Here is a 22,367-nt window from a genome sequence, read left to right on the forward strand (position 1 = left end):
GGCCGGCTATACACAAATTATCACAAGGGTTCGACTCGTCAGTAACAGCCGTGCAAGCGCCCGTCCTGTGCTACGCTTTTATATACCCCCTCAAACAAAGGCTAGGATAAAAGCACCATGTCGAGCATTTTAGTCGCTGACGATCAACTGGTAATGCGGAATATGTTCAAGAGCATACTCTCCGCGACTGACCATGATGTTGTTTATGTTGAAGATGGCCAAAAGGCCTATCAAGAAGCGACTAAGCGTCGTTTTGACCTCGTGATAAGCGACCTTTATATGCCGTTTATGACCGGCATTGAGCTGACCGCGAAACTCCGTAGCCTATCCACTTATAAAGGGGTTCCCATTCTTATAGTCAGCACGGAAAACGCCACCGACCGCAAGCAGGAAGGTCGACAAGCTGGCGCCAGTGGTTGGATCGTCAAGCCCATTAGCTCGCAAAAACTTATGCCAGCCGTCAACAAGCTACTAAGTTAACGTTTGTTTTTCCTGTAGCACTCCTACCAGCCAGTCGCTACACTCCAGAGCCTTTAACATTCAAAAGGCTGGGGGAGTTATGGCGTATAGTCCGTTTAATTTATCAGGAAAAGTCGCTCTAGTAACGGGAGGCAACGGCGGTATCGGTTTAGGTTCGGCAGATGCTCTGGCACAAGCAGGTGCGGACATTTGCATTTGGGGACGCAATGACGAAAAGAATCAGGCCGCTGTCGAACAACTCAAACAACACGGCACTAAGGTTCATGCAATCGTCTGTGATGTAGCGGACGAATCAGCCGTCGAGACAAGCTTCGCCGAAACGCTATCGGTAATGGGTAGAGTCGATACCTGCTTCGCTAACGCAGGAGTTGGTGGTGGTGGCCGCAGCCCTTTTCACGAGCGCACTTCTGAACAATGGCACCGAGTGACTAGCGTCAACCTTGATGGACTTTTTTACACGTTACGTGCCGCTGCAAAGCATATGGTTGAACGCTCTCAGCAAGGTGACCCCGGCGGAAGACTTATTGCCACCTCATCGCTAGCCGCCATAATGGGCATGGCTCGTGCCGAACATTACGCGGCAACAAAAGGTGCTGTGATTTCAATGATGCAGGCACTGGCCATTGAGTATGCGCGGCACGGCATTACGGCTCATAGTATTCTACCCGGACACATTCACACAGGAATGACCGACGCAACTTATCAAAACGAAAAGTTTGTCGACGCCGTGATGCCACGCATACCCATGCGCCGATGGGGCAAACCTGAAGACTTTGGCGGCATCGCAGTCTACCTTGCCAGCGACGCGAGTGCTTATCATACCGCCGAAACATTCTTAATCGATGGCGGCTTTTTCATGTTCTAACCGCCGATCAAATTCTAACGCAAAAAACGTATCCATCGCCAAAAAGCCAGGATATCAGCTAGCGCGGTAGCGACATAAGTGAGTGCTGCCGCGCGCAGTATTTTGCGAACCGCTGGTTGGTGATGCTAATAATAAAAATTGAAGGAATGCGTACCGCAGCGCCCAAGGCGGGTATCAACATCAAAAAAATCGCACTACCTTTTTCAAACTTATGCAGTATGGGACACACCTTTTCGCGAAACACAATCAAGCGCTCGCGACGCTGAAACTGAATCGCATGCCCCACTTCATGTGCCGCAATAGCACCTGCCGTCAGTGATTTACCGTGATAATGGTCAGAACTACGACGCACCGCGCTAGCCGCGGGGTCAAAATGATCGCTAGCTTCTCCCCCATCTTTAACAACTACATCGACAAGCCCAAACCTTTGAATAAGATGCTCCGCCAGCTCTCCGCCATTGCCGGGCATGTCATCAATCGTTGACGCATGCTTGCGCATAACATAACGCACCGATAAATACGGTGTGTAGATCGCTAGAAAAACAATGCCTGCTAGCAATGCCAGTATCAACGTTTGTAAACCTCTTTCAATTCATTCAAGAAACTATGGTATCGTTGCCGCCATCGTTCTTGACACTTAACAATTAGGACATTTCATGCAATTAAAAGATTCCTCCGCTATCGTCACCGGCTCATCGTCTGGTATTGGTGCTGCCATTGCAATTGCTCTGGCAGAACAAGGCTGCAACGTCGCAATAACCTATAGCCGCAATTCTAGCGGTGCCGAAAAAGTTGCGGAACAGTGCCAAGCATACGGCGTAAAAACCTTGATAAAAAAAGCCAACGTCGCCAATAAAGAAGACTGCCAATCACTTGTTGACGATACTGTTGCGGCATGTGGCAAACTAAACATCCTAATCAACAACGCAGGAACCACAAAATTTTGCGAACACAGCAACCTGGACGGACTAGACAAGGACGATTTTTTAAACCTTTACGAAGTGAATACCGTCGGCGCTTTTCAAATGGTGCAGTCAGCCGCCCCCATCATGCGCAATGAGCCCGTCGCTCACATCATCAACATGGCTTCCATAGCGGCCGTGACTGGCGTTGGCAGTTCCATCGCGTACGCTGCATCCAAAGGGGCCATGTTAACGATGACGATGTCTCTTGCCCGCGTGCTAGGACCGCAAATTCGCATTAATGCAATTTGCCCTGGCTTTGTGCAAGGTGAGTGGTTGGCGGAAGGCCTGGGTCAAGAGACTTACGATAAAACTTTGGCGGGCGTTCGACGCATCGCACCACTGAATGATACGGCTACGCCAGAACGTATCGCGGAAACGGCCATCGGCGTCATTAGCGGGATGGATTGGACCACAGGTGAAAGCATCATCATTGATGGCGGCACTCATCTCCACACGGCACCACTGCGCAAGTAGCCACGCTGCGGGTAACAAGCCGTTCACACAACGATTCAGCCATCCATAGTTTCCCAGCAACTCTTGATTCATATCATAGGTGAAGCTCTTCGCTTCACCTATGATATGGCCATTCAATCAGTTGATAGATCTTGGGACGCTTTATGATGATAGAAAAACACGACCTTCACCACGAATTCCCCGAAAGCGAAAAAGCAATTCATGAACTCAAAATGAACAACGCCCACTTCGCACGCCTTTTTGCGGAATATCACGATACCGAACACGAAGTTCATCGAATCGAGACGGGTGCCGAAAATACCAGCGATGAATATTTAGAATCTAAAAAACTGCAGCGATTAAAACTTAAAGACCAGCTGTACGATATTATCAAGAACTACGAAGCGGCGCAGGCATAGCGGTAACAATCATAGCGGCGACAACCATCTCGCCAAAACCGCCTTTTTATCATATCACCTTATAAAATCGCGTTGGCATCGCTGTGGCAGTAAAGCCTGCCGTAGCGATTGCTCTGCAATAAGCTAAAGTGAAAAGGCATCCGCAAGCAATTCGTAGGATTTTAATCGCGCCTCAAAATCAAACGTGATGCTAACCACCACGAACTCATCGATACCAAACTGTTCCTGCAGCGCCATCAGCTTCGCCTTAACCTGCTCCGGGGTCCCCACGGCTCGCTTACTACGATTGTGCGCCAACATTTCTAGCTCACCTTGGGAATAAGGATAGGCCTCCGCTTCTTCTACACTGGGGAAAGGTCCCGGGTCACCGCGCAGTAGCCGAACAAACCACAAGTCTCGGCTGCGAGACAACCGCAATGCCTCTTCTTCCGTATCAGCACAGATAACGAAAATCCCCAAGCTCGTATAGGGCGAAGATAACGTTGCCGACGACTTAAAACGCTTGCGATAGATGTCGAAAATATCGGGAGAAATATTAGGGTTAATAAAGTACGCAAAGCTGTAGGGAAGCCCCTGCTCAGCAGCAAGGTAGGCACTGTCTTCACTAGAGCTCAGCATCCACAACTCAGGGACATGTTCAACTTTTGGGAAGGCTCGAGCCTGCTCCATCCCACGCGTAGTTGGGCTTTCGTCCCTCAACAATGCGCTTAAGTCAGACACCATACTAGGGAAGTGCTCGGGACCGCGCGCCGCGCCATAGCGCAGGGCCGCTGCAGTAAAAGGATCCGTACCCGGCGCACGACCGACGCCTAGGTCAATTCGACCGGGATATAACGCCTCCAAAAGCTTAAAGTTTTCCGCTACTTTATAAGGACTATAATGTGGCAGCATCACACCACCAGACCCCAACCGTATTCTCTTAGTTTCTGCCCCCAAGCGAGCGAGTAACACTTCTGGTGAGCACCCTGCCAGCGCATTGGACGCATGATGCTCCGACACCCAAAATCGGTGATATCCCCACTCATCACAAAGCTTCGCAAGGGTTATTGTTTCTTCCAGCGCCTGGGGCGCCTCACCACCCGTTCTCACAGGCGATTGATCAAGTACAGACATTTTAAACACGCTAGATCCTCCCGGCAGAGCACCCTAAGGAAGTTATCACACGAAAACAAGGCATGAATTTATAGCCAAACAAAAAACCGCAACCAGAACCCGTGACCAAAATCTAGATACTGGTCCTTGGTGGTCACAAATAGCTGACTGGTCACAGTTGTATTGTCGCATTAGCTTGGTATAGTCGCTGGCATTGGATAATTTATCCTCTACAGCACACTATAATGAGATCAACATAAAGCTATTTGCGGGAGATACGCACATGTCAGTCGACGGAACCTGGGAAGTATCAATGAATACCCCAATGGGAGAACAAAAAGGCACATTAACGCTATCCACTGAAGGTGGCGCACTTACTGGCCGCATGGAAACAGCCATGGGAGCGGAAGACATCGCCGACGCATCAGTCGACGGTAATAATGCTAAGTGGTCAATTGCGCTAACCAAACCTATGCCTGTCACCTTAAAATTTGATGCCACTGTTGATGGCGACACAATTTCTGGAAAAGTCAGCCTAGGCATGTTCGGATCTTCTGATCTTACGGGCACTCGCGCATCCTAGTTGCTAACACTATAGCGGTATTGTGAACCCTTCCAATGCCGCTATAGATTTAAATACTCTCCTCTACCCTTCTCATAACCACCAATAAAGCATACGCTAGCCTGACGATTACATTAACCGGACCCTCGAGCCAGACCATGTTGATTGGCATTCTCGAAGCTGAATCACTCCCTTCGCCTATCAGCCAACAATTCGGCAGCTACGCCGATATGTTCGAAAATACATTAAAAGCCGCCGACTCACGACTACGGTTTAATCGCTACGCGGTGGATAAAGGGCAGCTGCCCAAGTCTACCAGCGACTGTGATGCTTATCTTATTACTGGCAGTCGCCACAGTGCTTACGAGGAGCTCGACTGGATTACCGCTTTACAAGAATTCATTCAGGCATGCCATCACGAAAAACGAAAGCTCGTCGGCATTTGTTTTGGGCATCAAATTATTGCTCACGCGCTCAGCGGGAAAGTCGAAAAAAGCCCAAAGGGCTGGGGAATTGGTGTTGCAACATTCTCCATTGCACACGCCCCAATTTGGCTGAGCAAACCGACTGAAAGTTTTTCAATTTTAGTCACACATCAAGACCAAGTTATTGATTTACCGCCGCAAGCCGAACAATTCGCCACCAATACATTTTGTAATAATGGCGGTTATTTTATTTCCGATTTTATCTTTACACTTCAAGGGCACCCAGAATTTTCTAAGGGATACCTACGATTTCTACTAGAAAAACGACGCGCCATTTTCGAACCAGAACACCTAAAAGAGTCGCTCCAAGCTATTGATAAATATAAACAAAATACAAAGCCTATCGAGTGGCTATTAGAATTTTTCTACTATTCAGAACAACCAATTTTTTAGTTTGACTTACAAACTATATTGTTGGACATTTCTTTACACACAACCAAACAATTTCATTAACGCCCTGCTTGACATTACGCCCGGCCGGTTTAGTATCGGACTTAAGTCTGTGAAGTAGCCCGCAAAATACCTCGCGATATGTAAGCGATAAAAAATTAAGATAATAAACGGCACAGAAAAACCAGCGCGGCTAGACAAAAAAACAATAACAATATTTTCAACTCGATAACGGATCAAATCTCCACTTACCACGCATCACAAAAACGTTAAGTAAAAAGTTTTAAACCACAAAAGCCACTTAAGGCTTTTGTAAACGCGTCTCATTGAGACACGCGGCCTCGCTCGGCCTAAAAAAATAAAAATAAACAATTTTTCAGAAGTACCACCAAAATCAACACACGTTTTAAGCTAGACATTAATAAAAATAGAAAGGGGAAGAAGTTCTATGAGACGTAATAAACTCTACTTAAGCATGCTCTGCTGTTCCTTAGCCATTCCGCTAAGTGCTGTGGCGCAGGATGATGAAGCGGTTGAGGAGATTGTTGTCACCGGCTCTTACTTGAAACGCGAAAAGTTCGATATGGCCTCACCTGTTGAAACAATCAACGCGATTGAAATTCAGCAATCTGGGTACTCGGACATGGGGCCCTACCTTCGCGATTTAACATACACTGCCAACGTCGACACTGTAGCAAACGTTTTAGGTACTGCCGATGGGCAACAGGACGGTAACTCTGCAAGGTTTAACCTCCGGGGGCTAGGTACCTCCAGTACTCTAACACTATTTGATGGACGTCGAGTACTCAACTCCGGTGCAGTATCAGCTATTGTTCCTGATATCGCCCTAAGCCAAGTTGATGTAATTCTTGATGGTGGAGCGGCGCTCTATGGGACAGACGCAGTTGCAGGCGTCGTTAACCTAGTACCAATTCAGTCTTATGAAGGCGTCAAAGTTACGGGCTACTATAATAAAGATGCACAGTGGACTTCAGACGAAACCAAAATTTCAGGTCTCTGGGGCACATCGACAGATAAATTAGATATTGTTGCCGCTCTAGAATATTCAGAGCGCGAAGATGCGGTCTATCGGTCGGATCGTCCGAAGTATTTACGCGCAGATAATGACTCTAGCCCGCTGGGCAACCCAGGTTCTTTTAACCTTAACGTATTCGGTGGGGTGCCGGTAATCGACCCAGAATGTGGCAGCGCGAATGATGGCTTAACTGACGATGGCCAAGCAGGGGCATACCCCAGTGGTATTCCAGCTTTACCGATAAGTGCATCTGTTCCAGCTTACTTTTGTACCTTTGAGTACGGTGCGTATCAAGACTACAAACGCCCTTACGACAACTTAACTGCGTATGTATCTACAACTTATCAACTAACTGACGATATCGCGCTCAAGATGTTAATTAACCACAATGACCGCAATTCAATTTTAATTGCGTCTCCATCAACCGGGGAAATCGGTTCCAATACGTTGCTCAACATCCCTGCCTCTCATGATGCAAACAACCTAACTTTTGCTGGCTTTCCTGGAAGTGCAAGTCCTTTTTACTGGAGACCATTTTCAAATAATGGAGCGACGCAGCCGTCACATTTAGATGACCGCGGCTCTGACGATAGCGAATTTAACTACATAACCAGCTCAATTGCACTGGGTACTGAATTTAACATTGGGTCCTCAGGGTGGTCAGGTGAAACATACTATACCGCGGCGACCACTAGTACGAATATCGACGGCCATGTTCTGAACCTCGACCGGCTCCAATAAGCTTTAGAAGGTAGGGGAGGCGAGAATGGCAACCAATGGTTTAATCCATTCTTCAGCGCAAGCCCCCTGTCCGCCTCGTACAATCCATGCGAGATTGGCACAGCAGCTGGATGTACTCATAATGATCAAGGGTTGGTTGATTGGCTTTATCAAAAGTCTAGCTATCAGTCGACTCGTACTGACTACTCCAGCTTAGAAGGTTTTGTAAGTGGTGATTTATTTGAACTGCCCGCTGGTGCTGTTCAATTAGCCGCGGGCGCTCAAAGTCGTAAAGAGCATTACAAAATACAGGGTAGTGCGTTCCAAAGAACTGCGAGTACTGAATTCCCAACGGCTTCTGCGAGCGGAGGGCCAGCAAATTTAGATTACAATTCAGCTCAGATTAATGGTGTACGCGGAAAATCAATCTCTGAGTCACAGGTCAACTCTGTATTCTTCGAGACTTTAGTTCCGCTACTGGATAATTTAGAGTTAACGGTCGCCGCACGTTACGAAGACTTCAAAGACTTAGACGTTTCTGCTGCGGTACCAAAGGTTTCGATAAGATACACACCTATTGACTCACTTTCTTTGCGAGCATCAGCAGGCCAAGGCTTCCTAGCCCCAACCCTATCTGAGGTTACTGCTGTAGATAACCCGTCATGTGGCGAAGTTTTTTCAGGAAACGATCCAGCTTTGGATGGAAGGTTAGCGGGTACCCTGTCTTGCTCTGATGGTAACCCACTTCTCGATCCAGAAGAATCTACTATTTACAATATCGGTGCTACTTGGAAGGCGACGGACGACCTAGAACTAAGTCTTGATTATCAAGTGATTGATTATCAAGATCGTATAATTCGTCTCAGCCAACAAGATGTACTTCGTGTAGACCTGGGCAATTTCTTGACATCGAGAGGTTTAACAATCGACGAATGGAACGACTTGGTCGAAAATGACCTCACCGCAGCAGAAAACCTTTTCCGCCCTTGGGTTGATAACGGAGAAGGCAATCCCGATATCATTCGTAACGCTGATCTATCTGTAAACCAAGTGACACGTAAACCTGGGAATGTGGCTAACGTAGAAGTAGACGTTGTCGACTTCCGAATTAAGTACAACCTAGATATGGGTGCCGCTGGATTCCTCAGCGCGAACTGGTCAACAACTTGGTACAGTAAATACGACTATCTCGACCCATTTGGCGATACTGCTGATGCAGCCGGTAAGCAAAATGGTCAAACGGATATCGCGCCCCCTATCTCAGAGTTTAACCACCAACTCAACTTAGGCTGGCTGATCAACAACCACAATATTGGTTTCACGATTAACCATGCCAGCGAAATGGAGTTTGATGCATCTACCGGCCCATCCTGGGGCGGTGGTCTAGGGTATACAGGCGATATCAATGGCTTTAATACTCCACCTGCAGGCCCAGAGAAGATCGACGCCTATACTGTTGTAGATTTCCGCTATGGTTACGAATTCGAGGAAGCATTTAACGGGAGTCTGAATCTATCATTAGGCGCAAACAACCTATTCGATAAAGAACCACAAGCACTTCCAGTGGTTGGTGGCCTCGAAACACGTACACAGGACCCAATTGGACGAACCTATTTTGTCCAAGCAACCTACACCTTTGAATAATTATTTTCCCCGCTGGATCCAGGAATATTTAGGGCTGCTTTGCAGCCCTTTTTTTATGCTTTAAATTCAACGTAGCCAAACTAGACAGCGGACCTTACACTAGCGCATCCAAAATTTAACGATTCCGCGACTGTGTCAATTCTTAAGCAACAACTCCCCCCACTATTAAAACTTGCCATTCCCGCTGCCGGTGCGCAACTGAGCATTATGCTGTTGGGTATTGTTGACACGATCATGGTGGGGCGGCTTTCCGTGCAAGCATTGGCGGCGTCATCCATTGCCAATGCCTGGCTGTATGCTTTGTTGTGGTCTGGCATGGGGCTTATACAGGGAATTGATCCATTGGTAAGCCAAGCCCATGGTGCAGGGCGACAAGATCATGCCAGTCGTGCATTACAACGCGGCATCGTGCTCGCCATTGTTATTAGTGTGCCGGTGATTTGCCTGCTACTCAGTACGCAGCACATTTTATTGTGGTTTCGACAAGACGCGACGTTAGTCACATTGGCCTCGACCTATTTGACCCTTCAGTTATGGTCCGTGCCAGCATTCTTTTTGTTTATTGCTTTCCGTCAGTACTTGCAGGGTCGCGAAATTGTGCAGCCGATGTTGTGGATTGCGGTGATTGCGAATGTGGTTAATTTTATTGGAAACTATGGTCTTATCTTCGGACATTTTGGCTTCCCAGAGCTAGGGTTGGAAGGCGCGGCTATCGCGAGTGCCGTCACGCGTGCTTTTATGTTTATAGCATTGCTTGCCTGGTGCTTGCGCTTTAAATTAATTGAAGGCGTCTGGTTGCCGATTCAACGTGAAGTCTATCGGCTCAAAGAATTTGTCAAAATTATTCAAGTGGGTTTACCTGTCGCCACCCAAATTGGGTTAGAAATTCTAGCATTCTCATGCGGCACCTTTATCGCAGGTAGGCTAGGAGAACTATCACTTGCCGCCCATACGGTCGCCCTCAACATCGCATCCGTATCGTTTATGATACCGCTGGGAATTTCGCAAGGTGCCGCGACGCGAGTAGGTAACCTTATTGGTGCGCACCACTATCGACAAGCAAATCACGCGGCTTGGGTTGCCATTGTCGCCGGTGGCGCGATGATGATAATTTCCGCTGTTATATTTTTAGTGTTTAAAGAACAACTGCCTCGTTTTTTTTCCGTCGATGCATCACTTATTCAAGCGGCTGCGTACATCTTACCCATCGCTGCTGCTTTTCAAGTGTTTGACGGTATTCAAGTGGTATGCTCCGGTGTTTTACGTGGCATGGGTAAACCATTACCATCTACCTTGGCTAACTTATTTGCGTTTTGGGTCATCGGGTTACCGGTCGGCTACTGGTTATCGATTGAGAAAGAATTTGGCCTCTCCGGCCTGTGGTGGAGCCTAAGCCTGGGACTAGCCTTAGTCGCCGTTATTTTAATGGGCTGGATAGCCCTGCGAGGACCTGAAAAATACGCGCGGCACTTTGAATAATCATAATAAAGCATAATCTTCTAGAGGTTTTCATGGCACATCCTTCGAAAATCACCGCAACCATAAAACACCATTCCCTTTGGCTCGGCGGGCTGCTTGCTCTCGCAATAGGTCTTAGCATGAACGCCGCCGGTTGGTCGACGGAAGCCTGTATTGCTGGCGGTGTCGCTGGTCTATGCGCGACATGGTGGATCTTTGAACCCATTCCAATTCCTGCAACATCACTGATTCCTCTGGGCGCATTTCCCTTACTTGGTGTATTGAGTGGACAGCAGATCGCCGCCGCTTACGGTCACCCCTTAGTGATGTTATTCATTGGCGGCAGCCTGCTTTCGAAAGCCATGGAAAAAACCAACACCCACCAACAGCTGGCTATTGGCATGGTTAAACTGACTGGCAGCCACAGCAGTCGACGCATTGTGTTTGGTTTTATGATCGCAGGCGCGGTGTTGTCGATGTGGATTTCCAACACAGCAACAGCGATTATGCTATTGCCTATCGTACTCGCGGTGATAGAAAAAGCCGAAGACAAAAAGCTCGCTCTTCCACTGTTATTGGGCGTGGCCTACGGTTGCAGCATCGGGGGCATGGGCACCCACATTGGTAGCCCACCCAATTTGGTGTTTATGAGTCATTACAAAGAAGCGACGGGTGAAACACTCACGCTCGTTGACTGGATGACTTGGGGACTGCCGGTTGTTGTTTGTTTATTGCCCCTTGCCGGTTGGTGGTTAACACGAAACCTTTCTTCGGGTGGGCAACTAACGCTTCCCGATCCAGGCCCTTGGACAACAGCTCAAAAACGCGTTCTTGTTATTTTTTCACTCACAGCACTGGCTTGGATCACACGCGGTAATCCGTTCGGCGGTTGGCAGGCGCTCTTTGGTTTAGACACAGCGAACGACGCAGCCGTGGCGTTTATCGCCGTCATTGCACTCTTTCTCATTCCCGCAGGAGACGACGCTAGGGGCACGAACACGTCGCATCACAAGGAGCGACTGCTCGATTGGGAACACGCTGTAAAAATTCCTTGGGGGGTATTTATTCTTTTTGCCGGTGGATTGTCATTAGCCAGCGCTTTTACAACCACAGGCATTAGTGAATCACTCGGTAACGCTTTATCTGGCTTAGCAAACCTTCCCACATTTTTAACGATCTTACTCGTTTGCCTTGGCGTCACTTTCTTAACAGAAATAACTAGCAATACCGCGACCTCAAATATGTTGATGCCGGTGCTCGCGGCTGCGGCTGTAGGCGCAGGGATTGATCCAAAACTGCTCATGGTACCCGCCGCATTAAGTGCCAGTTGCGCTTTTATGTTGCCCGTAGCTACTCCGCCAAATGTCATTGTCTTTAGCGCCGAAAAAATGGAAGTAAGGGATATGGCAAGGGAAGGTTTTGCGCTGAACATTATCGGCGCAGCTGTTATCTCAACCGTTGTTTTTTTCGTTGTCGGATAAAGAACCTAGTGTTCCCCACAGACAGGGCATTTAGGGTCACGCTTAAGTAATAGCTCTCGCCACTGCATAGATTTTGCGTCAAGCAATAGCAAGCGACCGACGAGTGGTTGGCCGAATTCAGCAATCAACTTTATTGTTTCAGTGGCTTGAACACTTCCAATAATACCAACCAGTGGTGCTAGCACACCATTTTGCGAACAACTCAGCTGGCTATCATCGATGTATTCGTACAAGCAACGATAACAAGGTGACTCGTCGCTACGTGGATCATAAACAGTAACTTGCCCTTCTAAACGGATAGCCGCGCCAGACACTAACGGCGTTTTCGTTTTGACTGAAAGCTGATTCAGCATAAACCGTGTGGAAAAATTGTCAGTACAATCAACCACGGCATCGACTTCGTTGAAAACCGTCTCACATTCGGCGTCAGTCAATCGCGACTCATAACAACGTACGCGGCAATGTGGATTAATGTCGAGCAAGTGTTGTCGTGCTGACTGTGCTTTGTTAACCCCAATTCTTGAACTCGCATGCACGATTTGCCGTTGCAAATTTGATACATCCACTTCATCAAAATCTGCCAGATACAACTCACCTACGCCCGCCGCCGCCAAATACATTGCCACTGGGCTACCCAAACCACCCAAGCCAACGATTAATACCTTGGCATTCAACAATTTCTCTTGGCCCTCGACATCCACATCGGGCAATAAAATTTGTCGACTGTAGCGAAGCAGTTCTTCATCTTGCATAGTGGATTTACACAACTCTTATTAGATTCAGATTATGCTGGCAACTGAGCGAAGGTCGCTCTCTCATGACCGCCAAGATCACGCCGCGTTTCCACATGAATAAATCCAGCATCGAATAGTAGGGTTTGAACATCAGCTGCTTGCTGATAACCATGTTCTAACAGCAACCACCCTCCTGCATTTAAGTGGTCAGAGGCGCCCCGCACAATAATATCGATATCCGCCAAACCGTTTCGCTCAGCTATCAAAGCACTGGCAGGTTCGAATCGGACATCACCTTGGGATAAGTGTTCATCTTCGCCATCAATATACGGCGGGTTAGACACAATTAAATCAAATCCATGAGGCTCGATATTGCGGTACCAATCACTACGATTAATTTCGACATTCGTAAAACCTAACCGACGGCAGTTCTCTATGGCTAGTTCTACGGCTTGAGACTCGCTGTCTACAGCTAAAATTTTCCAATTCGGCCTTTCAGAGGCAAGCGCTAAAGCAATAGCGCCGGTACCCGTGCCTAGATCCAAAATAGTGCGCTCAGTATCGACAAGCAATTCCAACGCTATTTCAACTAACAACTCTGTATCAGGTCGAGGGATGAGTGTTGCGGGGGACACCAATAAATTGAGCGACCAAAATTCTTGCTCACCTAAAATATAGGCAATAGGCTCACCCAACTGCCGTCGCGCCAACAACGCAGCAAACTGCTTTTGCTGCTCTACGGTTAATTCTTTTTCGGGCCAAGTAAAGAGATAGGTGCGTGTTTTATCAAGCACTTTACTCAGTAAAAGTTCAGCATCAATGCGTGCTGTATCAAACTGCTTGAGCGTTTGGCTAGCTTGTTTTAAACACGTCGCGATTTGCATGGTCGCTATTAATTAACTGTCGCCCGCAAGAGAGGCCAATTGATCCGCTTGATATTCATTAATTAGCGGCTGCACCACCACGTCGAGATCACCTTCCATCACCTCATCCAATTTATACAAGGTTAAATTGATTCGGTGATCCGTGACACGCCCTTGCGGGTAGTTATAAGTCCGGATGCGCTCGGAGCGGTCGCCGCTACCAACGAGGTTACGACGCTCATCCGACAACTCTTTCTCAGCTTTTTCGGTCTGCATTGTTTGCAGTTTTGCGGCAAGCAAAGACATTGCCCGTGCCCGATTTTTATGTTGCGAGCGTTCGTCCTGACATTCCACAACGATTCCTGTTGGTAAATGCGTTAAACGGATCGCGGAATCAGTTTTGTTAACGTGCTGACCACCAGCACCGCTGGCACGGAAGGTGTCAACGCGCAAGTCTGCTTTATTGATATCCACTTCTTCCGCTTCATCCGCCTCTGGCATGACAGCCACCGTACACGCCGAGGTGTGAACCCTCCCTTGGGATTCCGTTTCCGGAACGCGTTGCACGCGATGAGCACCAGATTCGAATTTTAATTGCGAATAAACGCCTTTACCTTCAACCCGTGTAATAATTTCTTTATAACCACCGTGTTCACCAAGGCTTTCGCTTAACACTTCGATCTTCCAGCGTTTAGATTCTGCATACTTAGAGTACATACGAAACAAATCACCAGAGAAAATAGCCGCTTCATCGCCACCGGTGCCTGCCCGTATTTCTAAAAAGACGTTTTTCTCGTCGTTTGGATCTTTAGGTAGTAGTAGTTTTTGCAATTCGAGTTCAAGCGTTTCTTTTTCCGCTTCACCGCTGGCGATTTCTTCTTCTGCCATCTCACGCATTTCAGCGTCGCCATCAGCTATCAGGGACTTTGCATCGTCGATATCACTTAATACCTTCTGATATTGAGTAAAGCTTTTTACAACAGGCTCAAGCTCAGCATATTCTTTGGATAATTCGCGAAACTTATTTTGATTACCAATAACCTCAGGGTCACTTAACAAAGCCCCCACTTCGGTATATCGGTCTGACAAGTTTTCTAATTTAATCTGAATGGAAGCTTTCATTATTTCTCGCTATCTTCTAAATCTTGCTCAGTAAGGTCGAACAATTCTTGTGTCAGACCAATCATATCTTGACGCCCCGTAGCACCTGCTTCACGCAGTTTGATAGTCGGTGTATGGGAAACTTTGTTAACTAAACCGCGTGCCAATTGTTGCACAACCTGTTCGGCAGCCATGCCACCTTCTAACGCTTTTAAAGCTTTATCTAACTCACTATCCGCCAATGATTGTACCTTTTGGCGTACGGCTTTAATGGTCGCTACTGAATTCAGCGCCCGCAGTTCACTCTCGTAAATGCCAACGCCTTCGTCAACAATCAAATGCGCTTTTTCGGCAGCCTCTTCTCTCGAGCGTTTACTTTCATCGATAACTTGCCGAAGATCATCAACGGTGTACAAGAACACATCCGCCAGGTCACCCACTTCAGCTTCGATATCTCTCGGGACGGCGATATCAACCATAAACATTGGCTTGCGCTTTCGCATTTTAAGCGCCGATTCAACTGCACCTTTTCCAAGAAGCGGCAGCTGGCTCGCCGTCGAGGAAATAACAATATCTGCACGATGTAAGTGCTCTGGAATATCTGCCAACAAAATGGCTTCGGCATTGAATTGCTCCGCCAATTGTTTAGCTCGACCCAGCGTGCGGTTAGCAACGATAATTTTTGCAACACCTTGATCGTGCAGGTGACGTGCAACTAACTCGATGGTTTCACCCGCGCCAATTAGTAACGCGGTGTCTTCCTTTAAATTAGAAAAAATTTGCTGCGCCAGTGATACAGCCGCAAATGCTACGGATACGGGGTTTTCACCAATGGCCGTTTCGGTCCGTACGCGTTTGGCGATGGCAAACACCTGCTGAAAAGCATTATGCAATCTAGACCCTACCGTGCCCGCATCACGCGCCACACTGTAAGCCGATTTCATCTGCCCAAGAATTTGCGGTTCACCTAGAATGAGTGAGTCCAAGCCGCAAGCCACCTTCATCATATGACGAACCGCCTCAGCGCCATCGTAACCATAATGACAGCGGCGTAGATCTTCAGCAGACAATTGGTGGTAGTCCGCTAACCACTGAATAACGTGGTTTACATCCGCGTCTTCCGCGACATATATCTCTGTTCGATTGCACGTTGAGAGGATAGCAACTTCAGAAACGGGCAGCTGTGAACGAGCATGCTGCAAAGCCTCTTCCATAATTTCGGGCGCAAAGGAGACCTGCTCTCGCAGTTCGAGTGGAGCCGAGGAGTGATTGATACCCAGAGTTACAATGCCCATGCTGCTACCAATAGTCGCGGCGTTGCGCTAAAAATTCGCGGCCAGTTTGGCAGCATTTGCGCGGTGATCAATATCTATTCGACTAGGTATCATGACTGTATAGGCTCTATATAAGGGCTTGGGGCAGCTGATATCGCGCCCGCGTTGGCGGCACATTATACCGATTCAAGCTGGCGGGGCATAATGGCTTTGTACCAATATAGTCCCTGGCTTTAAAGAATTCCGCATCAGCAACCCAGCATCACCACAAATCCTTACGTTTAATGAATCAGGGCCTACCATTTGACCGGGCTATACTGTACTCACCGCATAACTTGATGGCACACTTACCCAGAACCGTTTCATCATAAGGTTTTGCTACCGGGAATAGTTTTGCCCAATGATGGTCTTAATTTCGCAAGACCGAACAATAACGACTTAATCATAGACCCAGCGCATGAAAAACAGGCTACTTACACTCGCTTCAGCAAGCGCCGCACTCATATTGGCCGGCTGCAGTAGCACCCCAGTTACCCCTCCAGAGGTAACCGACAAAAACGCCGCAGGAAGCACCGAAGCTGTCGCCGAACCAACGCTGGTTAAGATCGAACCTGTCTACAAACCTTTTCCAATTGAAACACTTTACTCGCTGTTAGTCGCAGAAATTGCAGGCTCACGAGAGCAATACGATATTGCCCTGGGGAACTACGCTCAGGAAGCTGCACGTACGCGAGACCCCGGCATCGCCGCCAGAGCCACCCGCATCGCACGCCTGTTAGATGCCAGAGAATACGCGCTAGAAATAGGCAAACTATGGCTAGAGATCGAGCCTAACAATGCGGAAGCGTTGTTTGTCGTTGCAAGCGAGTTGGCGCAAGCTGGGCAGCTTTTGGAATCGTTTAAGTACTCTGAGCAATTGCAACGCCTGGGCAGTACGCCCATTTTTGATAGCATCGCGGCTCGTGCAGGCCAAATTACCGATACCCAGCGTGATCAACTACTAGCAAACTACGACCGCATGTTGCTTGAGTACCCCACCGATTCCAAGCTTCTGGTCGGCAAAGCGATGCTGCTACAGCAGCAAGATCAAGCAGAGCAAGCGCTCACTATTATCCAACAGGCATTGGCAAGTGACGATGAAGACGTGCAAGCAGCAGTACTCGAAGCAAGGCTGCTCTATCAACTCGGACGAGGCGAGCAAGCACTCGATAGGCTGATCGCATTATTGCAGCGACAACCCGACAACCAACGCTTACGCCTTCAGTATGCTCGGCTTTTGGCAAGTATTGATATCACCGAAGCTCAAGAGCAATTTGAGCTACTTGTAGAACAATCCCCCAATGACCCTGACCTCCTATTTTCGCTAGGGCTGGTTGCCTTCGAAAAAGGAGATCTCGACACAGCGAAAGCCACGTTCGAGCAGCTGATCCAATTGGGTAGCCGCACGGACTCCGCCCATTACTACCTAGGCAAGATCGCTGAAGCCGATAAAGACCCGGTGCTTGCCGTCAAACACTACCTCAGTGTTCAGCAAGGGGCAGATTTTTTACCGTCTATTGGTCGTGCTACTGACATCCTTATCAGCAACAACCAGCTGGAACAGGCACGCGTGTTGATGGATAAAATGCGCGCGGCTTTTCCCAACGAAACCACCCGCTTTTATCTGCTCGAAGCTCAAACCCTGGCCCGCTATCAACACCTCACCGAAGCCGAAGATATTCTAAATCAGGGCTTAACCCTTCACCCAAATGACACCGACCTTCTTTACACCCGAGCAATGGTGTATCAACAAAGAGATATGATCGACCTGTCGGAAACGGATCTGCGCACAATCATTAAATACCAGCCAAACAATGCGTCAGCGCTGAACGCACTGGGTTATTCACTCGCCGATCAATCAGATCGAATTGACGAAGCCTATCAATTAATCAAACAAGCGCTCAATATTAGCCCAAACGATCCCGCCATCATCGATAGCATGGGCTGGGTACAATATCGCATGGGCAACTATGAAGAGGCGCTTTTGCGCTTACGGCAAGCACTTAAAGCTTTTCCTGATGATGAAATTGCAGCCCATCTCGGCGAGGTGTTGTGGGTTAGCGGCGAGCACGAGCAAGCCGTCGACATATGGCGACAGGGCTTACAGCTCAACCCCAACTCCCGTCACATCAACAGCACGATGGAACGCCTTGGCGCTGGCAAAGGCGAAGAGTTAAGTGCTGAGTAAGCAACAATGGTAAGTATCACCCCTTTACGAAGTAGCGTCGTCCTCGCTTTATTGCTACTTAGCGCCTGCGTCAGTAAACCGCTAACACCCATAGAAAACCTGCAACGTTATCAACAGCAACTTGCAGACATTGAACATTGGCGCTTTTCAGGCAAGCTAATTATGCGATCCGCCGCTGAATCGGAGAAGGCTCGCGTTTCCTGGCAAAACCTCTCGGCAACCGATTTTAAAATTCGCTTGAGCGGCACACTTGGTGTCGGTACTACCTATATATACGGCGATCGTGACGCCGTTCGCCTTGAGCAAAGCGGAAAGGAGACCGTGACAGCGGCAACACCAGAACAGTTAGTCTATGAGCAACTCGGCCGAGATATCCCAATTAGCCACCTGCGCTTTTGGGTACGCGGCCTACCTGCGCCCGATGTACTAAGCCGCAATGTCAGCCTCGCGGATAGCGGCCATCTCAGCAGCTTCGAGCAAAGCGGTTGGCAACTAAGCTTCAGCGACTACCGCTTGGTGGACGGCTGGCGACTACCAGGGAAATTAGAGGCATCGCGAGACGACCTAAGCCTCACGCTTTCCATCGCCTCCTGGACCATTGAGCCTACAATAGGGTCGGCGCTATAGCCGTCGCTCCCAGAAAAAGCCAACACCGCCATAGTCAGCCGTATCGAATAATGAACATCGAAACCATTCAACTGCCCGCACCCGCCAAGCTAAACCTTTTTCTGCACATATTGGGGCAGCGAGACGACGGTTATCACGAACTACAAACGATTTTCCAGCTACTCGACTTCGGCGATACCCTGAGCTTTACGCCACAAAGCGATAACCGAATATCTTTAACCCCATCCATCAATGGCGTCAAAGACGAAGACAATCTAATTGTTAAGGCCGCTCGCCTACTGCAACGGCATACCCATACCCCATTAGGGGCAAAGATCACCTTGGACAAACGCCTGCCCATGGGCGGTGGAATTGGTGGCGGCAGCTCCGATGCGGCCACCACACTGCTAGCTCTCAATCATCTATGGAACACACAGGTATCACGGAAAGACCTCGCCGAGCTGGGTCGACAACTCGGTGCCGATATCCCTGTTTTTGTGCTGGGTCATTCGGCCTGGGCAGAAGGGGTTGGAGAAAAGCTCATTCCGGTTGATTTACCTGACAATTACTATCTGGTGCTCTCACCTCCATGCCATGTCTCAACGGCCAGTATTTTTACTCACTCAGAATTGACAAGAGACAGTGCCGCCATTACAGTAGCGGCCTTCTTCGAGCAGGCCACCCGGAACGACTGCCAAACCCTAGTGTCGCGGCTATATCCGGAAGTAGCTGAGTGCATAGATTGGCTCAGTCAGCACAGTAGTTCTGCTCGAATGACGGGAACAGGTGCTAGTGTGTTTGCGGCTTTTCCGAGCCGAAATAACGCTGAGCAAGTACTCGCACAGAGCCCATGGCCTGGGTTTGTTGCGCAAGGGGTTAACCAATCCCCAGTACACAGCCTGCTCGCGAAATTGGTTTAGAACGACTATATATAGAAGCAACTATAATTTAGACGTTACAAGCCACATTGTTGGGGTGTCGCCAAGTGGTAAGGCAACGGGTTTTGATCCCGTCATTCGCAGGTTCGAGTCCTGCCACCCCAGCCATATCCTCTTCAGGTAATACTCAGGTAACAGTCCCGCACGGCTCCTGATATATAAGCTTAACAAGTACTGCCACGCTGACGGGCGCTGGCACATAACGTCTACGCTCACACACGCTAAGGTTATCGACATGGCAGACTTAATGGTCTTTACCGGCAACGCTAACCCCGACCTTGCTCACAAGGTGGTTTCGAAGCTCGGCATTCCTATCGGCGATGTGTCTGTCGATAAATTTTCCGATGGTGAAATCGCCATTGAGCTCAATGAGAATGTTCGTGGGCGCGACGTTTTTGTTCTGCAATCCACCTGCGAACCGACCAACACCAACTTGATGGAACTCATCTTCATGGTCGATGCGCTGCGTCGCGCGTCAGCGGGTCGTATTACTGCGGTGGTTCCTTACTTTGGTTACGCGCGACAAGATCGCCGCGTACGTTCTGCCCGCGTACCCATTAGCGCCAAAGTAGTTGCCGATATGATGGTTAGCGTTGGCGTTGACCGCCTCCTAACTGTCGATTTACACGCCGAGCAGATTCAAGGTTTCTTCGACGTACCGGTAGATAACGTATACGGTTCACCTGTATTACTCGCTGATATCGAAAAACAAAATTTTGACAACCCCATCGTAGTATCACCCGATATCGGTGGTGTGGTTCGTGCACGTGCGGTAGCAAAGCAACTAGACATTGATTTAGCCATTATCGATAAACGTCGCCCAATGGCGAATGTTGCCGAAGTGATGAACATTATTGGTGAAGTCGAAGGACGTACTTGCTTGTTGGTTGACGATCTCGTAGATACTGCCGGCACCCTATGTAATGCGGCGGGCGCGTTGAAAGAACATGGTGCCAAGAAAGTCGTCGCCTACTGTACCCACCCGGTGCTATCAGGCAAAGCCATCGACAACATTAACAATTCACAAATGGATGAATTAGTTATCACTGATTCTATTCCTTTGGGTAAAAAAGCCGATCAATGTGATCGCCTTCGCGTACTAACATTAAGCTCAATGCTCGCCGAATGCGTGCGACGTATTAGCAATGAAGAATCTTTGAGTGCAATGTTCGGCTAATCCCATTGGGTTTGGCGTCCATTCTCTTAGATAAACGCACACTCATTCGAGTGATGTCATTAACCCCGTAACAAGTCGGTCGCAGACTATTACGGTATCGCTGTTATTTAGAACAGCCACAACGAGGAAAAGGCAATGTCACAAGACTTTACTTTAGATGCCAACGCCCGAGCAGACGTAGGGAAAGGTGCGAGCCGCCGCTTACGTCGTGAAGCAGCTCAGGTTCCAGCCATTATTTATGGCGGCAAAAAGAAACCAGAAAACGTTAGCATCCTTCACAAGGATCTAATGAAGCAACTGGAAAACGAAGCGTTTTATTCGCACATCATCACATTAAACGTTGATGGCAAAGCGCAAGACGTAATTCTGAAAGACTTACAACGTCATCCAGCGAAACCACAAGTGCTTCACGCTGACTTTCTGCGTGTTTCTAAATCTCAAAAGCTTCACACCAAAGTACCTCTCCACTTCATCAATGAAGCGTCTTCTAAAGGCGTGAAGATGCAAGGCGGCGTAGTATCTCACTCAATGACAGAGCTCGACATCACCTGTTTGCCACAAAACTTGCCTGAGTTCATCGAAGTTGACTTGGCTGAAGTAGAAGTAGGTCAAACCATTCACATCTCTGATTTGAAACTACCTAAGGGTGTAGAATCTGTTGCACTGTCTCACGGCGAAGATCACGATCTTCCTGTTGCGAGCATCAACAAGCCTAAAGGTAGCTCAAGCGACGACGCTGCAGAAGACGGCGAAGAAGCTTCAGAAGAGTAACCACCAATTAACGGGTGAATGCCATTGAGCATTAAACTTGTTGTGGGCCTGGGTAACCCAGGCCCCGAATATCACGCCACTCGCCACAACGCCGGCGCCACCTTGGTGGAAGAATTAGCCCGCCAACATCACGTCTCTCTCACCCCCGAATCCAAGTTTTCCGGCCTAACCGGGCGCTTTACGCTGCAGGGAAAAGACATTCGACTATTAATCCCGACCACTTATATGAATTTAAGTGGGCAGGCGGTTGCACCGATGGCGAATTTTTTCAAAATCTCGCCGGACGAAATTTTAGTCGTACATGACGAGATCGATTTACCGCCCGGCACGCCTCGCCTTAAAGTTGGCGGAGGATCCGGTGGCAATAACGGCCTTAAAGATATTATTAAAGCACTAGGCAACGAAAAAAATTTTCGACGCCTGCGCATCGGCGTTGGTCATCCGGGCAGTGCCGCGCAAGTTGCGAATTATGTACTCAAAAAAGCACCCAGTAGCGAGCAAACTCTCATCGATGAGAGCATCGACAAGGCCTTACGCTTGGCACCGGACATCCTCTGTGGAGACTGGGAAAAGGCTATGAAAGAGTTGCACACAAAATAACGCGCAACAGCGCACTAACGAGATAT

Annotated in this window: 22 protein-coding genes, 1 tRNA gene and 1 pseudogene; 17 read left to right on the plus strand and 7 right to left on the minus strand. The window is 48.5% G+C overall.

The genetic code is table 11. The features are described 5' to 3' along the window. The first annotated feature begins 117 nt into the window (after positions 1-117). Positions 118-480 (plus strand): response regulator, encoded by a 363-nt coding sequence (locus ACZ5NB_RS14125; RefSeq protein ID WP_460234590.1) that lies wholly within the window; start codon positions 118-120, stop codon positions 478-480. 79 nt (positions 481-559) lie between these two features. Further along, a complete protein-coding gene (locus tag ACZ5NB_RS14130) occupies positions 560-1,345 on the plus strand; it encodes an SDR family NAD(P)-dependent oxidoreductase (RefSeq protein WP_460234591.1) in 786 nt (261 codons plus the stop codon). Positions 1,346-1,359: 14 nt separating this feature from the next. On the opposite strand, the gene ACZ5NB_RS14135 is transcribed toward ACZ5NB_RS14130, so the two are convergent. Next, complete coding sequence (locus tag ACZ5NB_RS14135) at positions 1,360-1,446, minus strand: hypothetical protein (RefSeq protein ID WP_460234707.1); 87 nt, start codon at positions 1,444-1,446, stop codon at positions 1,360-1,362. A 62-nt stretch (positions 1,447-1,508) separates the two neighbouring features. Further along, positions 1,509-1,916 (minus strand): annotated as a pseudogene (locus tag ACZ5NB_RS14140) (zinc metallopeptidase); the annotation flags it as partial. 85 nt (positions 1,917-2,001) lie between these two features. Between ACZ5NB_RS14140 and ACZ5NB_RS14145 the strand changes: the two are divergent. Together ACZ5NB_RS14145 and ACZ5NB_RS14150 are read left to right on the plus strand one after the other, a co-directional pair. After that, the gene (locus ACZ5NB_RS14145; protein ID WP_460234592.1) at positions 2,002-2,784 is read left to right on the plus strand and encodes an SDR family NAD(P)-dependent oxidoreductase; all 783 of its coding nucleotides are present in this window, start codon (positions 2,002-2,004) and stop codon (positions 2,782-2,784) included. Between the two features lie 143 nt (positions 2,785-2,927). Next, positions 2,928-3,182: a YdcH family protein gene (locus ACZ5NB_RS14150; RefSeq protein WP_460234593.1), complete on the plus strand. Its 255-nt coding sequence runs from the start codon at positions 2,928-2,930 to the stop codon at positions 3,180-3,182. A 123-nt stretch (positions 3,183-3,305) separates the two neighbouring features. Here ACZ5NB_RS14150 and ACZ5NB_RS14155 read toward each other — a convergent pair whose 3' ends face one another. Then, positions 3,306-4,295, minus strand: coding sequence for an LLM class flavin-dependent oxidoreductase (locus tag ACZ5NB_RS14155; protein ID WP_460234708.1), 990 nt, complete (start codon positions 4,293-4,295; stop codon positions 3,306-3,308). A gap of 262 nt (positions 4,296-4,557) precedes the next feature. On the opposite strand from ACZ5NB_RS14155, the gene ACZ5NB_RS14160 reads away from it, so the two are divergent. From ACZ5NB_RS14160 to ACZ5NB_RS14185, 6 genes are all read left to right on the plus strand, one after another. Next, positions 4,558-4,857: a hypothetical protein gene (locus ACZ5NB_RS14160; protein ID WP_460234594.1), complete on the plus strand. Its 300-nt coding sequence runs from the start codon at positions 4,558-4,560 to the stop codon at positions 4,855-4,857. A gap of 137 nt (positions 4,858-4,994) precedes the next feature. Continuing rightward, a complete protein-coding gene (locus ACZ5NB_RS14165) occupies positions 4,995-5,714 on the plus strand; it encodes a glutamine amidotransferase-related protein (RefSeq protein ID WP_460234595.1) in 720 nt (239 codons plus the stop codon). Positions 5,715-6,159: 445 nt separating this feature from the next. Beyond that, a complete protein-coding gene (locus ACZ5NB_RS14170) occupies positions 6,160-7,488 on the plus strand; it encodes a TonB-dependent receptor plug domain-containing protein (protein ID WP_460234596.1) in 1,329 nt (442 codons plus the stop codon). A 93-nt stretch (positions 7,489-7,581) separates the two neighbouring features. After that, positions 7,582-9,111, plus strand: coding sequence for a TonB-dependent receptor domain-containing protein (locus tag ACZ5NB_RS14175; RefSeq protein ID WP_460234709.1), 1,530 nt, complete (start codon positions 7,582-7,584; stop codon positions 9,109-9,111). Positions 9,112-9,243: 132 nt separating this feature from the next. After that, positions 9,244-10,590 (plus strand): MATE family efflux transporter, encoded by a 1,347-nt coding sequence (locus ACZ5NB_RS14180; protein WP_460234597.1) that lies wholly within the window; start codon positions 9,244-9,246, stop codon positions 10,588-10,590. 32 nt (positions 10,591-10,622) lie between these two features. Beyond that, the gene (locus ACZ5NB_RS14185; protein WP_460234598.1) at positions 10,623-12,050 is read left to right on the plus strand and encodes an SLC13 family permease; all 1,428 of its coding nucleotides are present in this window, start codon (positions 10,623-10,625) and stop codon (positions 12,048-12,050) included. A gap of 5 nt (positions 12,051-12,055) precedes the next feature. On the opposite strand, the gene ACZ5NB_RS14190 is transcribed toward ACZ5NB_RS14185, so the two are convergent. The 4 genes from ACZ5NB_RS14190 to hemA are packed head-to-tail and all read right to left on the minus strand — an operon-like array spanning position 12,056 to position 16,043. After that, positions 12,056-12,802, minus strand: a complete 747-nt coding sequence (locus ACZ5NB_RS14190; protein ID WP_460234599.1) for a HesA/MoeB/ThiF family protein — start codon at positions 12,800-12,802, stop codon at positions 12,056-12,058. Between the two features lie 32 nt (positions 12,803-12,834). After that, positions 12,835-13,668: a peptide chain release factor N(5)-glutamine methyltransferase gene (prmC, locus tag ACZ5NB_RS14195; protein ID WP_460234600.1), complete on the minus strand. Its 834-nt coding sequence runs from the start codon at positions 13,666-13,668 to the stop codon at positions 12,835-12,837. 12 nt (positions 13,669-13,680) lie between these two features. Then, positions 13,681-14,769, minus strand: coding sequence for a peptide chain release factor 1 (gene prfA, locus ACZ5NB_RS14200; RefSeq protein ID WP_460234601.1), 1,089 nt, complete (start codon positions 14,767-14,769; stop codon positions 13,681-13,683). Further along, the gene (gene hemA / locus ACZ5NB_RS14205) at positions 14,769-16,043 is read right to left on the minus strand and encodes a glutamyl-tRNA reductase (protein ID WP_460234602.1); all 1,275 of its coding nucleotides are present in this window, start codon (positions 16,041-16,043) and stop codon (positions 14,769-14,771) included. Before hemA ends, prfA begins: the two co-directional genes overlap by 1 nt. Before the next feature lie 436 nt (positions 16,044-16,479). Here hemA and ACZ5NB_RS14210 point away from each other — a divergent pair, with 436 nt between their 5' ends. From ACZ5NB_RS14210 to pth, 7 genes are all read left to right on the plus strand, one after another. After that, complete coding sequence (locus ACZ5NB_RS14210; protein WP_460234603.1) at positions 16,480-18,249, plus strand: tetratricopeptide repeat protein; 1,770 nt, start codon at positions 16,480-16,482, stop codon at positions 18,247-18,249. Between the two features lie 6 nt (positions 18,250-18,255). Beyond that, positions 18,256-18,876, plus strand: a complete 621-nt coding sequence (lolB, locus tag ACZ5NB_RS14215) for a lipoprotein insertase outer membrane protein LolB (RefSeq protein ID WP_460234604.1) — start codon at positions 18,256-18,258, stop codon at positions 18,874-18,876. Between the two features lie 50 nt (positions 18,877-18,926). Then, positions 18,927-19,775, plus strand: a complete 849-nt coding sequence (gene ispE / locus ACZ5NB_RS14220; protein WP_460234605.1) for a 4-(cytidine 5'-diphospho)-2-C-methyl-D-erythritol kinase — start codon at positions 18,927-18,929, stop codon at positions 19,773-19,775. A gap of 51 nt (positions 19,776-19,826) precedes the next feature. Continuing rightward, a tRNA-Gln gene (locus ACZ5NB_RS14225) sits at positions 19,827-19,901 on the plus strand. A 127-nt stretch (positions 19,902-20,028) separates the two neighbouring features. Continuing rightward, positions 20,029-20,970 (plus strand): ribose-phosphate pyrophosphokinase, encoded by a 942-nt coding sequence (locus tag ACZ5NB_RS14230; RefSeq protein ID WP_460234606.1) that lies wholly within the window; start codon positions 20,029-20,031, stop codon positions 20,968-20,970. Positions 20,971-21,105: 135 nt separating this feature from the next. Then, positions 21,106-21,741: a 50S ribosomal protein L25/general stress protein Ctc gene (locus ACZ5NB_RS14235; protein WP_460234607.1), complete on the plus strand. Its 636-nt coding sequence runs from the start codon at positions 21,106-21,108 to the stop codon at positions 21,739-21,741. Positions 21,742-21,759: 18 nt separating this feature from the next. Continuing rightward, positions 21,760-22,341 carry an aminoacyl-tRNA hydrolase gene (gene pth, locus ACZ5NB_RS14240; protein ID WP_460234608.1) on the plus strand — a complete coding sequence of 194 codons (582 nt, stop codon included), beginning with the start codon at positions 21,760-21,762 and terminating at the stop codon, positions 22,339-22,341. Positions 22,342-22,367: the final 26 nt, after the last annotated feature.

The sequence above is a fragment of the Aurantivibrio plasticivorans genome (assembly GCF_055392955.1).